This window comes from Shinella sp. WSJ-2, assembly GCF_003432075.1.
Taxonomy (GTDB): Bacteria; Pseudomonadota; Alphaproteobacteria; order Rhizobiales; family Rhizobiaceae; genus Shinella.
In genome coordinates this window covers 443,530-456,306 of record NZ_QWBU01000004.1, presented here as the reverse complement: position 1 = coordinate 456,306, position 12,777 = coordinate 443,530, and the positions used below count along the sequence as shown (strand labels likewise).

10 protein-coding genes are annotated in these 12,777 nt (G+C 64.2%); 7 read left to right on the top strand and 3 right to left on the bottom strand.

Annotated features, from left to right (window positions below):
- The gene (locus D0Y60_RS12945) at window positions 1-783 is read left to right on the top strand and encodes an ABC transporter permease (protein WP_117370351.1); all 783 of its coding nucleotides are present in this window, start codon (window positions 1-3) and stop codon (window positions 781-783) included.
- On the opposite strand, the gene D0Y60_RS12940 is transcribed toward D0Y60_RS12945, so the two are convergent.
- A complete protein-coding gene (locus D0Y60_RS12940) occupies window positions 731-2,140 on the bottom strand; it encodes a PLP-dependent aminotransferase family protein (protein WP_117370350.1) in 1,410 nt (469 codons plus the stop codon). The genes D0Y60_RS12945 and D0Y60_RS12940 overlap by 53 nt on opposite strands.
- Before the next feature lie 155 nt (window positions 2,141-2,295).
- On the opposite strand from D0Y60_RS12940, the gene D0Y60_RS12935 reads away from it, so the two are divergent.
- The 3 genes from D0Y60_RS12935 (at window position 2,296) to D0Y60_RS12925 (ending at window position 4,692) form a co-directional block, all read left to right on the top strand.
- Window positions 2,296-3,159, top strand: coding sequence for a DMT family transporter (locus D0Y60_RS12935; RefSeq protein ID WP_117370349.1), 864 nt, complete (start codon window positions 2,296-2,298; stop codon window positions 3,157-3,159).
- A 122-nt stretch (window positions 3,160-3,281) separates the two neighbouring features.
- Window positions 3,282-4,301 carry a GlxA family transcriptional regulator gene (locus D0Y60_RS12930; protein ID WP_117370348.1) on the top strand — a complete coding sequence of 340 codons (1,020 nt, stop codon included), beginning with the start codon at window positions 3,282-3,284 and terminating at the stop codon, window positions 4,299-4,301.
- Window positions 4,302-4,368: 67 nt separating this feature from the next.
- Window positions 4,369-4,692, top strand: coding sequence for a hypothetical protein (locus tag D0Y60_RS12925; RefSeq protein ID WP_117370347.1), 324 nt, complete (start codon window positions 4,369-4,371; stop codon window positions 4,690-4,692).
- Window positions 4,693-4,746: 54 nt separating this feature from the next.
- Here D0Y60_RS12925 and D0Y60_RS12920 read toward each other — a convergent pair whose 3' ends face one another.
- Window positions 4,747-5,052 (bottom strand): hypothetical protein, encoded by a 306-nt coding sequence (locus tag D0Y60_RS12920; protein WP_117370346.1) that lies wholly within the window; start codon window positions 5,050-5,052, stop codon window positions 4,747-4,749.
- 173 nt (window positions 5,053-5,225) lie between these two features.
- Here D0Y60_RS12920 and D0Y60_RS12915 point away from each other — a divergent pair, with 173 nt between their 5' ends.
- The 3 genes from D0Y60_RS12915 to D0Y60_RS12905 are packed head-to-tail and all read left to right on the top strand — an operon-like array spanning window position 5,226 to window position 10,688.
- Window positions 5,226-5,987, top strand: coding sequence for an ImuA family protein (locus D0Y60_RS12915; protein ID WP_117370345.1), 762 nt, complete (start codon window positions 5,226-5,228; stop codon window positions 5,985-5,987).
- The gene (locus D0Y60_RS12910) at window positions 5,902-7,425 is read left to right on the top strand and encodes a DNA polymerase Y family protein (RefSeq protein ID WP_117370344.1); all 1,524 of its coding nucleotides are present in this window, start codon (window positions 5,902-5,904) and stop codon (window positions 7,423-7,425) included. The genes D0Y60_RS12915 and D0Y60_RS12910 overlap by 86 nt, the downstream gene beginning before the upstream one ends.
- Window positions 7,422-10,688 carry an error-prone DNA polymerase gene (locus tag D0Y60_RS12905; RefSeq protein WP_117370343.1) on the top strand — a complete coding sequence of 1,089 codons (3,267 nt, stop codon included), beginning with the start codon at window positions 7,422-7,424 and terminating at the stop codon, window positions 10,686-10,688. Before D0Y60_RS12910 ends, D0Y60_RS12905 begins: the two co-directional genes overlap by 4 nt.
- A 2-nt stretch (window positions 10,689-10,690) precedes the next feature.
- Here the strand turns inward: D0Y60_RS12905 and D0Y60_RS12900 are convergent, their stop codons facing one another.
- Window positions 10,691-12,691 carry a CocE/NonD family hydrolase gene (locus D0Y60_RS12900; RefSeq protein WP_117370342.1) on the bottom strand — a complete coding sequence of 667 codons (2,001 nt, stop codon included), beginning with the start codon at window positions 12,689-12,691 and terminating at the stop codon, window positions 10,691-10,693.
- Between the last annotated feature and the right edge of the window lie 86 nt (window positions 12,692-12,777).

Here is a 12,777-nt window from a genome sequence, read left to right as displayed (position 1 = left end):
ATGCCGATGAAAATCGCCAAGGCCACCTTCGCTACGCTGACGATCCTGTTTCTCGTGGCACCCCTCATTGCCATCCTGCCGCTCGCCTTCACCTCGAGCGTCATCCTGACCTATCCGATCCCGTCCTGGTCGCTGCGCTGGTTCGAGGAACTGTTCTTTGCCGATGCCTGGCGCCGCGCCATCGTCAACAGCCTGATCATCGGCACGGGCACGACACTGCTCGCCACCATTCTCGGCACGGCGGCGTCGCTCGGCCTGCGCAACCGGCTGATTCTCTTCCGCGGCACGATGCGCACGCTCTTCCTGCTGCCAATGGTCGTGCCCGCCGTCGTGTTGGGCGTCGGCATGCAGGTTCTGCTGGCGGGTTTCGGCCTGACGAACAGCTATCTCGGCGTGATCATCGCGCACACGGTCGTCGCCGTGCCCTTCGTTGTGGTCAGCGTCACCGGTGCGCTTGCCGGCATCGACGAGCGTGTGGAGCTTGCGGCGCAGAGCCTTGGTGCCGCGCCGATCACGGTGTTCCGCCGCATCACGCTGCCGCTCGCCATGCCCGGCGTACTCTCCGGCGCCGTGCTCGCCTTCGCGACCTCGCTCGATGAAGTGGTGCTGACGCTCTTCGTCGCCGGCCCCAACCAGCGCACATTGGCGCGGCAGATGTTCTCCTCGATCCGCGAGAATATCAGCCCGGCTATCGCCGCCGCCGCCTTCCTGTTCATCGTCGCGACCGTCGTCATCGGCCTTGTCGTGGTCCTGTCGCGCTCGATGCTGGCGAAGCGGCGCTAGGGAGCCTTTTCAGGGCTCGGGCCAGCACTTCGTAAATGCGCGGGTCGTCCATATGGGCGACGTTAAAGCGCATGAGGTTGCCGGCTGTTTGCGAGACGCTGAAGACATTGCCGGGCGCAAACACCACGCCTTCGGCGACTGCGGTTTGCGCGACCTCGCCGGAATCCAGCCCGTCCGGCAACCGGCACCAGAGATTGAAGCCGCCGCGCGGCGAAAGCCAGGGCGTAATACCGAGCCGCCCCAGCCGGTCGGCCGTTTCGCGCCGCGCGCGCACCAGGCGGCGGCGCAGCTCCTCCATATGCTTGCGATAGAAGCCGCCGGCCAGCATATGGCCGATGATCTCGCTCGAAACCGGGCTCGGGCCGCCAAAATTGGTGGCGATCTGCAAATCGACCAATCCCTCGATCCAGTCCGCCCGCGCCGCGATATAGCCGCAGCGCACGGAGGCCGAGAGCGTCTTTGAGAAGCTGCCGATGCGAATGACATGGTGCAGGCCATCGAGAGCGGCAAGCCGTGTGGTCGGCTCCGGCTCGAAATCGGCAAAGATGTCGTCTTCCACGATGATCGTGTCGCTCGCAGCGGCCGCGTTCAGCAGACGGTGCGCGACCTGAGGCGAGAGCGTCGCGCCGGTCGGGTTGTGCAGCGCCGAATTGGTGATGTAGAGCCGGGGCCGCTCCGCCGAGAGCAGCGCCTCGAACGTCGCGACATCTGGACCGGCCGGTGTGTAGGGAACGCCGATCACCTTGACCTGATGGGCCTTCAAGAGCGCCTGGAAATTGAAGTAGCAGGGGTCGTCGATCAGCACGGTGTCGCCGGCGCGAAGCAGGAAACGGCAGAGGAGATCGAGTGCTTGGGTGCTGGTATTGGTCAGCATCAGCTGCTCGGGGCCGGCAGCGACGCCTTCTTCCGCGAGGCGGCCGAGCAGCAGCCGTCGCAGGGCGTTAGAACCGCGCGTATGGCCGTAATAGGCGAGCATGGCGTCGTCGGCGCGCGCCAGGCTGCGGATTGCCCGGCGCAGCGCCTCGTTGGGCATCCATTCCGCCGGCAGCCAGCCGCAGCCGGGTTTCAGCGTGCCGTCTTCGGCATCGAGCGATTGGCGCGATACCCAGAACGGATCGACCGCGCGCGCCTTCGGCGTTTCGGCTTCCGCCAGCTTCAGCGGCGGCGGGGAGGCGTTGGAGACATAGAAACCGGACCCTCGCTGCGGCCGGATCAAGCCTTCCGCCGCCAGCCGGTCATAGGCCTCGACGACCGTCGACGGCGAGACGCCCGTCGTGGCGGCGAGGCCGCGGATCGACGGCAGGCGATCACCCGGCGCGAGCGCGCGGCCGGCAATGCGGTTTCGGATGGTGGCCATCACCTGTTCGGTACGGCTTCCCCTTGTGGTTTCTGTCACGGTCTTGCTCAAGTGTATGGCTTCTGAAGCTAATACAGTTATTCAAAATTGTATTGTTTTGTTCCTGTCCCCGCCAGCCCCGCACGGGTATTTTCCCGGTAAATGCGAGGTGCGACATGAAAACATCCATGGACGGTTGGGGCAGCGGGCTCGCCGGCGTCATCATCTTCAGCGGGTCGCTGCCGGCGACGCGTATCGCGGTGGCGGATTTTTCGCCGCTGTTTCTGACCTCGGCGCGGGCCGTCATCGCTGCGCTGCTGGGTGCGGCACTGCTCGGCGCGTTGCGCCAGAGCAAACCGTCACGCGACAACCTCTTCTCGCTCGCCATTGTCGCGCTCGGCGTTGTCGTCGGCTTTCCGCTGCTGACGGCGCTCGCGCTGCAATATATCACGTCGGCTCACTCCATCGTCTTCGTCGGCCTCCTACCGCTGGCAACCGCGGTCTTCGCGGTGCTGAGGGGCGGGGAGCGACCGAAGCCGCTGTTCTGGCTATTCTCCGTCATCGGCAGCGCGACGGTGGTGGGCTTCGCGCTGAATTCCGGCGCGGAGGTCTCCCTGACCGGCGATCTCCTGATGGTGGCGGCGATCATCGCCTGCGGTCTCGGCTATGCCGAGGGCGCGAAACTCTCCCGCACACTCGGCGGCTGGCAGGTCATTTCCTGGGCGCTGATCCTCGCCTTGCCGCTAATGGCGGTCATAGCGCTTGCGACCCTGCCGGAAAGCTGGTCCGGCATTGCCGGCGGCGCCTGGGCGGGGCTGGCCTATGTCTCGGTCTTCAGCATGCTTATCGGCTTCGTTTTCTGGTATCGCGGGTTGGCTCTTGGTGGCATTGCGGCGGTCGGGCAATTGCAGCTGCTCCAGCCCTTCTTCGGCCTGCTGCTTGCTGCCTTCCTGCTGCATGAGCGCGTCAGTCCGCTGATGCTCCTGACAACACTCGCCATCGTCGCCTGCGTTGCCGGCGCGCGGAAATTTGCGCGATAAGCCCCAATCCGCACACAAACGCCGTGCAGGGAATGGAGCGGTGAGGCGAAATCTGCTATGGATAGCGTCGGCAGTTCTGGCGGGCGACGATCCTGTCCCCGCAGGCGGTCCGGGAGATGCGGATGACGGTGGATGTGCGGACATCGCGGGACACGGGCAACCATGCAGCGCCCAAGGCGTTGCGCGTCGGTTTCATCCTGTCGAAAAGCTTCACGCTCTCCGCCTTCGCGCTGTTCGTCGATACGCTGCGGCTTGCCAGCGACAGCGAGGATCGCTCCCGCCGCGTCAATTGCGACTGGGATGTCCTGAGTAGCACGCGTAATTTCATCTCTTCGTCAAGCGGCATCCAGGTCGCGCCGACCGCGCCCTTCGCCGATCCCGCCGCGTTCGACTACATCGCAGTGGTCGGCGGCCTGCTCAAGGTCGATGAGCCGATCGACAGCTATGCGCGCGCCTATCTGGCCAAGGCCGCCAAGGCGGGCGTCGGGCTGATCGGCCTCTGTACCGGCAGCTTCATCCTTGCCGAAGCGGGCCTGCTCAAGGGGCATACGGCCTGCGTGAGCTGGCTGCATCATCGTGAATTCCGCGCCCGTTACCCCGATATCGAGGCGACCTCCGAGCAGATCTTCCGCTTCGACGGCAAGGTCGCCACTTGTGCCGGCGGCAGTAGCGTCGCGGATCTGGCCGCAACGCTCGTGCGCCACCATGTCGGCGAGGCGGCGGAGCGCAATGCGCTGGAAATCCTGCAGATTCGTCACCGGCGCGACGCCACCGATCTCCAGCCGCGCAATCCGCTCGGGCTGGAGGCGCGCGACCGCCGCGTACATCTCGCCATCATGATGATGGAGCAGCATACGGAAGACCTGTTGTCCATCGACAGCATCGCCACCATGACCGGCGTCTCCCGCCGCCAGCTGGAGCGCCTGTTCGAGAGCGACATGGGCGCCTCGCCGAGTACGATCTACATGAAGATTCGCATGGCGGCCGCTTTCAATATGGTGGTGCGCACCAACAAGCCGCTGATCGAGATCGCACTCGAGACCGGCTTCGAGAGCCTGTCGCACTTCACCCGCCGTTTCCGCGCGGCCTTCGGCGATACGCCCTCGCAGATCCGCCGCGACGGCCGCCGCCAGGCGAGCTGATTTCGCCCTTTCCGGGAACCAAGACGCCCGCCATCCGTTCGGTCTCCATTCTGATAAGGAGACCGCAATGGCAAGCACTGACGTTCAATCCCAGATTTCCGCTCTTCGCGCCGAGATCGCCACGCTCCAGAAGGATCTCAGCGATCGCGGCAGCGAGGCCTATGAGTCGATCCGCGACCGTGCCGGCAATGCCGTGGATGCGGCCCGCCCGGCCGTGCGCTCGGCCACGAAATATGTGCGCTCCGAGGGTGCTGCCGTCGCGCAGGCCGCCCGCGAGCACCCAGCAGGTCTTTCGACCGTCGTTCTGGCCGCTGGTCTTGCCGGTGTCGTGCTGGGCTATCTGCTCGGCTCTCTCGAAAACGAGCCGCCGCGTCGCCAGCGCTGGTTCTGAATACCGAAAAGCCCGGCAATGCCGGGCTTTTTTAATGCCGCTTGATGGTCGAGATTAGCGGTGGCGCAGGCCGAAAAGGTAACCAATGAAGGCAGCGCCCGCGAGCGTGGCCAGCGGATTGGCCTGGATGGTCTGGCGCAGGTCTTCGCGCAGCGATTCCGCCTTGGCGACGGCAAGCTGGCCCGTGCCTTCGGCAATCAGGCCCGCGGATTCCTTCAGCCGGCTGATCTCCGATTTCAAAGCGTCGATCTGCTCGTTGATCGAGGCTTCCGCTTCGGCGGCGCGAACCTCTTGCGAAATGCTGTCTGCCGCCTCGACGACGCCAAGCGTGCGCTTTCCGGTGCTCTTTTCGTCAGCCATGGACATGTCTCCTGGATTGAATGGAATGGCAAAGGGAAGAACTTCCGCCGCGCCACTTGGTTCCCGCCCATGATTCAAACTGTGAACGTTGCAGCCGGCAGGAGCGATTGACTCTCTGTTCGTTTAGGAACAAAAAGAGAACATATATCCATCAACAAGGAGCCGCCCGCCAAATGTCCGCCTTCGCCGCCAGTGCTGTTGTCGCCGATCTGCGCGACCGCATCCGGCAGTTCGACGGCCGCGCGGCGCGCGACCGGGCGGTACTGCCCTTTGGTGTACCCGAGATCGATGAGCGTCTCCCGGGCGGCGGGTTGGCGCTGGCCAGCCTGCATGAGGTCTGCGGTGGCGGCAATGATGCCGTCGAGGGCGCTGCCGCCATGCTCTTTGCCGCCGGCATCGCCGCGCGCACGAAAGGGCAGGTGCTGTGGTGCCTGACCCGGCCGGACCTCTTCGCGCCCGCCTTAGCGCAAGCGGGGCTGGCGCCCGGCCGTGTCATCTATGTCGAGGCGGGTGATGAAAAGAGCCTGCTCCTCTGTTTCGAGGAGGGGCTGCGCCATGGCGGGCTTGGCGCTGTCGTGGCGGAGGTCGCGCGCCTGTCGATGACCGCTTCGCGCCGCCTGCAACTGGCGGCGGAGGCCGGCGGCACGCTCGGCCTTGCGCTTCGCCGCTTCCGGCATCGGAAGGAGGCGGCCGCTTTCGATCAGCCGACGGCCGCCGTGACGCGCTGGCGGGTGTCCGTCCGGCCGTCCCAGCCCCTTCCAGTTCCGGGCATCGGCCGGGCGCAGTGGTTGCTGGAATTGACCCGGTGCCGGGCGGGCGTCGCGGCGGAATTTGACGTGGAGGCTACCGATGGCGAGGGTTGTATCGCTTTTTCTTCCCGGCTGGCCGATCGATCGCCTGCGGCGCTCTCTCGGAGCCGCGGCGCCACCGGCTGACCAGCGGCTCGTTCTCGTCGGCCGCGATGGCGCCCGCCGCGTTCTCACCGCGGTGAGCCGGGTGGCGGAGCAGGCGGGCCTGCGCGTCGGCATGCCACTTGCCAAGGCCCATGCGCTGGTGCCCGACATTCTCGCCCTGCCGGCCGATCCCGCCGCCGATGCCGCCGCCCTCAACCGCCTCTCCCTCTGGGCCTTGCAGCACTATGCCCCCATCGTCGCGCCTGATCCGCCGGATGGGCTCGTCATCGACACGACAGGCGCAGACCATCTGCATGGCGGTGAGGAGCGCATGCTGACCGGTCTCGTCAACCGTCTCGGCGCTTCCGGCATTTTCGCCCGCGCGGCGGTGGCCGATACGTGGGGCGCCGCACATGCCGCCGCCCGGTTCCTGGCGGCACCCGTCTGCGTTATTGCGCCGGGCGAGACCGGCAGGATCGTGGCGTCCTTGCCGATCCCCGGCCTCAGGATCCCGCCGGAAACCGTGACCGGCCTGCACGTGCTGGGCTTTGCGACGATCGGCGAGGTGCTCGCCGTTCCGCGCGCCCCCCTCGTGCTGCGTTTCGGTGCAGGCCTCGGCCGCCGGCTCGACCAGATGCAGGGCACGATTTCCGAGCCCGTTGATCCCCTGCGCGACCCCGAACGCGTCAGCGTGCGCAAGGTTTTCGGCGAGCCGATCGGCGCGGCCGAGACCATCGCGCGCTACACGTCAGGCCTCGTCGGCGATCTCTGCCGGGCACTGGAGAAACGCGGTCTCGGCGCCCGCCGGCTCGACCTGATCTTCCACCGCGTCGACAATTCGCTGCAAGCCATCCGTGTCGGCACGGCGCGGGCGGTGCGCGATGAAAAGCGCCTCGCCCGGCTGCTCTGCGATCGTATCGAGACGATCGATCCGGGCTTCGGCATAGAGATCATGGAGCTCACGGCGACGCTTGCCGAACCGCTTGTTCTGCACCAAGCCGTCTCCTCGCTAATCGAGGAAGAGCAGGCCGATATCGCCAGCCTGGTCGATGTCATCGCAAACCGGATCGGTGCCCGCCGGCTCTACCGTCTGGCGCCGGTCGAAAGCGACGTGCCGGAACGCTCCATCCACCGCATCGCGCCGCTTGCGCCCGATGACGGTGCGACCTGGCCCGGCCGCTGGCCACGCCCGGCGCGGCTTCTGGCCCGCCCCGAGCCAATTGACGTCATGGCGCTGATGCCCGACCACCCGCCCGCCTTCTTCACCTGGCGCGGCGTGCGCCGGCGCGTGCAGCGCGCCGATGGTCCCGAGCGCATCTTCGGTGAATGGTGGAAACGCGATGCCGAGCTTTCCGCCGTGCGCGATTATTTCCAGGTGGAGGATGCGGAGGGCGAGCGCTTCTGGCTGTTCCGGTCGGGTGAAGAGCAGCACATTATCAACGGCGCGGGCCGCTGGTTCCTGCACGGGATTTTTGCATGACGCCGCGCTATGCCGAACTCCAGGTGACCTCGCATTTCTCGTTCCTGCGCGGTGCGAGCAGTTGTGCGGAACTGTTTGCCCAGGCCAGTGCGCTCGGCATCGAAGCCATGGCCGTCGTCGACCGCAACAGCCTGGCAGGCGTCGTGCAGGCCTATCGCGCGGCGAAGGAAAACGGCGTTCGCCTCGTCGTCGGCTGCCGGCTGGATCTCGTCGACGGCATGTCGCTCATCGTCTATCCGACGGACCGCGAAGCCTATGGCCGGCTCTGCCGCCTGCTCACCATCGGCAAGAAAAAAGCTGGCAAGGGGAAATGCCATCTCGACTGGCAGGATGTCGTCGAATGGAACGAAGGCCTGCTTGCTGTGCTGGTGCCGGACGAGGCAGACGACACCGCCGCCTTCCACCTGCGCCGCCTTTCGGAGACGTTTGCTGGCCGTTGCTACCTCGCCCTGACGCTCCGCCGCCGCCCGAACGACCAGCTGCGCCTTTTCGATCTCTCCAACCTCGCCGCGCAATACCGCGTGCCCACGGTCGTCACCAACGACGTGCTCTATCACGAACCCGCCCGCCGCCTGTTGCAGGACATCGTCACCTGCATCCGCCACAACGTCGTCATCGACAATGCCGGCTTCCTGCGCGAACGCCATGCCGACCGCTACCTCAAGCCGCCGGCCGAGATGCATCGCCTTTTCGCGCGCTACCCGGAAGCGCTCCAGCGCACGATCGATATCGTGGGGCGCTGTAGATTCTCGCTGGATGAATTGCAGTACCAATATCCCGAAGAGAAGGAATACGCGCATCTCACGCCGCAGGAGGCGTTGGAGAAATATACGTGGGAGGGGGCAAAAAAGCGGTATCCCAATGGGGTGCCTGATATGGTGCGCGAAAAACTGAACCATGAACTACAGCTCATACAAAAGAAGAATTATGCGCCGTACTTCCTGACGGTTAATTCAATTGTTCGGCAAGCACGCCAGATTCGCATTCTATGCCAAGGGAGAGGCTCGGCAGCCAACAGCGCGGTCTGTTTTGTTTTAGGGATCACTGCAATCGACCCGACTAAAAATGGCCTGCTTTTCGAACGCTTTGTTTCGGAGCAGCGCGGCGAGCCGCCCGATATCGATGTTGATTTCGAGCATGAGCGCCGAGAAGAGGTCATTCAGTGGGTCTACGAGACCTATGGGCATGATAGGGCCGCGCTCTGTGCCACGGTCATCCGTTATCGCTCGCGCGGTGCCATGCGTGATGTGGGCAGGGTGCTTGGCATGCCGGAAGATGTGCTTAAGGGGCTGTCGTCTCAGGTCTGGGGCTGGTCGAACGATATTCCCAAGGCCGAAATCAAAGACATCGGTTTTAATGTTGACGATCGGCGCATACGGCTTTTGGTCGAGCTTTCGCGACAATTGACCGGTGTGCCCCGGCATCTTTCCCAGCATCCGGGCGGTTTCGTGTTGACGCGCGATCGCCTGGACGACCTCGTGCCGATAGAGCCGGCAGCGATGGACAACCGGCAAGTCATCGAATGGGACAAGGATGACGTCGAATTTCTGGAGTTCATGAAGGTGGATGTTCTGGCGCTTGGCATGCTCTCCTGCATGCGCCGGGCGTTTGAATATCTGGAAGACCTGAAGGGTATCAGTAAAGGCCTGTGGAACATCGAACTGGACGACGATCCGACTTACGAGATGATTTCCAAAGCCGATACCCTCGGCACGTTTCAGATTGAAAGTCGGGCGCAGATGTCGATGTTGCCGCGACTAAAACCGAGAAAATTCTACGATATCGTCATTCAGGTCGCGATCGTTCGGCCCGGTCCCATTCAGGGAGACATGGTGCATCCTTATCTTCGGCGTCGGCAAGGTTTGGAGAAACCGGATTATCCGGATGATGATGGCTTGAAGGCGGTACTCGAAAAAACACTCGGCGTTCCCTTATTTCAGGAGCAAGCCATGCAAGTGGCTATCGTTGGTGCCAATTTTACACCTGGGCGAGCTGACCAACTAAGGCGCGCCATGGCGACCTTCAAGCACACCGGTGGCGTGGACAAGTTCCGCCAGGAATTGATCGATGGCATGACGGCCAACAAATATTCAGTCGAGTTCGCTGAGCGCATGTGTCGTCAATTGGAAGGCTTTGGTTCTTACGGCTTCCCGGAAAGCCATGCCTACAGTTTTGCAATCATCGCCTACGCTTCGGCGTGGATGAAATGCCATCATCCGGAAATCTTCTGTGCGGCTTTGCTCAACTCCCAGCCGATGGGTTTTTATGCCCCGGCGCAGATCGTGCGCGATGCGCAGGAGCACGGCGTTGAAGTGCGCCCTGTCTGCATCAACGAGAGCCGATGGGATTGTACCTTGGAGCCCATGGACGAAAAGGGGCGTTTTGCCGTGCGCCTGGGCCTATGCATGGTCAAAGGGTTGAACAGCAAGGCTTTGGAACACTTCTTTGCAGAACGGTCCGAGAGCCTTTTTGTGTCGGTGGATGATCTCTGGCGGCGTTCCGAGCTGCCGGCTGCGACGCTCGTTGAGTTCGCCGAGGCCGATGCGTTTCGACCTTCGCTCGGCTTGGCTCGCCGCGAGGCGCTCTGGGCGATCCGCGCGTTGCGCGATGAGCCGCTGCCGCTTTTCACGGCTGCTGCAAGGCGGGAAGAGGCGGTGATCGCGGAACTGGACGAGCCCGCCGTTGCGCTGCGCCCCATGACAGCCGGCAACGAGGTGGTGGAGGATTATGGCCATGTCGGCCTGACGCTGCGCGCGCATCCCGTCAGTTTCCTGCGGCAGGATTTAGAGCGGCAGGGAATCCTGTCCTGTCAGGTCGCAACGAACCTTCGGGATCGCCAGCCAGTCGCGTTGGCCGGTCTGGTGCTCGTGCGCCAGCGCCCGGGTTCGGCCAAAGGCGTCATCTTCGTGACGATCGAGGATGAGACGGGCATTGCCAATCTCGTTGTCTGGAAGAAGGTCTTCATGACCTATCGCCCGGTCGTGATGGGGGCGTCCATGCTGGGTATCAAGGGCTATATCCAGCGTGAAGGCGCGGTGGTGCATGTCGTCGTGCAGCACCTCACGGACCTGTCCGGGTTGCTCGCCAGCGTCGGTCGCCGCGATACGCCTTTTCCTCTTCCGCACGGACGGGGCGACGAGTTCCATCATGGCAGTCCCCCACACGATCCGCGCGGTGCACCGAAGCTTGCAAAGGCGCGCAATCTCGTCGATGGCTATGGCCATATCGACGAGATCCGCGTCAAATCCCGTGATTTCCACTGACCCTACATGAAGTCGCGCGGGATGGCCTTTTCGAAGGATTTTTCGAAGATCGGCTCTTCGCCCTCGAAGGCGCGGACATTCGCGGAGATCAGCCAGTCGGTCGCGGTACAGGCAATGGTCGCCGTCGAGACCGTGCGCACGAACCAGCCGGGGCGCTGCATGTCGCAGGTCCAGACGGATGTGCCGGTCATCGAGAGCGGATCGTTTTCGGCAATCGACCAGAGTTCGTCGCGCACCTGCCGGGTCGCAAGGCCCGTGCCGGGGTGCTCGTAGAGGCCGGTGTCCTCGTAGATCGTGTATTCGGTGAGGCCGTTCGTCAGGTCGCGTTCCACGCCGCGCGCCGTCTCGCCGGGCGCAAGCTCGGTGTATTTCGGCAAAGGATCAGGGTTCTGCGGCTCCGGGATGGCGATGACCTGATGGGCACCGAGCTTTGGCAATGCAAGTCCGAGTGAGGCGAGGTCGATCGTCACGCCGGCATCGACCGGCGGCGGCAGCACCATCGGCCAATAGGACGTCGAGAGCGACAGGCGGATACGGTGGCCGGGGCGGAAACGATAGCCCATCGCATCGAGCACGAGGCGGATGCGGACCTTCTCCCCCTTCGGCATGGCTTTGGGTTCGGCATTGCCGTCGCGATGGGCGAGGTTGACGACGCCGAAGGTGACGCGCGTCGCCGTGCCGTCGGGATGGATATCGACGATACGGGCGCAGAGATTGCCGATCTCGGCCTCGGTCGACAGGTCGAGTTCCAGCACGGGCTGGCCGAGGAAATCCTGCGCTTCGGTCAGCGGCGCGGTTTCGATCACGAGCGAGCCGGCATCGTCGAGGCGCTGGTCGAGCGCCATTTCGGCATCCGGCTTCAGCGTGAACCATTCGCCGGCCATGATGCCGGTGTCGAGCGGTGATTTCAGGTAGCGATCGTGGCCCGACGCGCCGGCAATCGGCATGCCGGGGGCAAGCGTGCCGTATGGCTCGACGTAGAAGGTTGCCATGTCGGGCGTCTCCCAGCGGTCCTTCGCCGCCCAGAAGCCGGGATCGAATTCACGACGCAGCGCTGGGCGGGCGGCATCCTGGATATAGGCGCGCACCTGCGGCGTCTTCTCCGCGCCGTTCTGCTCGCCGCGCAGCCAATGGTTCCAGAAGGCGATGGCTTCCGCATGAAAATCCGTGCGTGGCTTCGGCCAGGCGAAATGCGGGTATTTGTGGATCCAGGGGCCGATCAGCGCCTTCGCCTTGTCGCCAAGGCCTTCGACGGCTTTCAGCGGCGTACTGCGATAGCCGTCCGCCCAGCCGGCAATGACGAGGGCCGGAACTGGGAAGCCCGGAAAATCCTCGCAGATGGAGCCGTGCTGCCAGAAGGCATCGCGGCGCTGGTGCTGTAGCCAGGTCTCCAGGAAGAAGGGCTCGTTTTCCAGCCGCTCCAGCCACATCGCCTTCCAGCGGTCGCCAACGATATCGGGATCCGGCGAGCGGGACTGGTAGGCCAGCATGGTCGCGGCCCAGGACAGCTGGGCGGAGAGATGCGTGCCGTTCTTGTAGTGGATGTCGTCGTTGTAGCGGTCGACGGTCGAGGCGATGGAAATGACGGCCTTCAGGGCCGGCGGCTTGAGGCTTGCGACCTGCAGGCAGTTGAAGCCGCCCCAGGAGATGCCCATCATGCCAACCGAGCCATTCGACCAGGGTTGTGCTGCGATCCAGGCGATGAGCTCGCAGGCGTTGGCCAGCTCCAGCGGCGTGTATTCGCCGTCGATGACGCCGTCGGATTCACCCGATCCCCTGATATCGACGCGCACGCCGGCAATGCCGGCGGCGGCGAAGACGGGATAGGTCGATTCATCGCGCGGGCTCGTTCCATCGCGCTTGCGATAGGGCAGGAATTCGAACACGGCGGGCACGGGATCGGTTTCCGCGCCCTCGGGCATCCAGATGCGCGCGGCGAGCCGCGTGCCGTCGGCAAGCATGATCCATTCGTTTTCGATGGTGGTGAAGGCGCGAGATGTCATGGGCAATCCTGTTCTCGGCTCTTTATGGAGCGCGCCCCGAAGCCGGGCAATACGATGGTTTTGACCTTCCATGTCGCTTTTTGCTT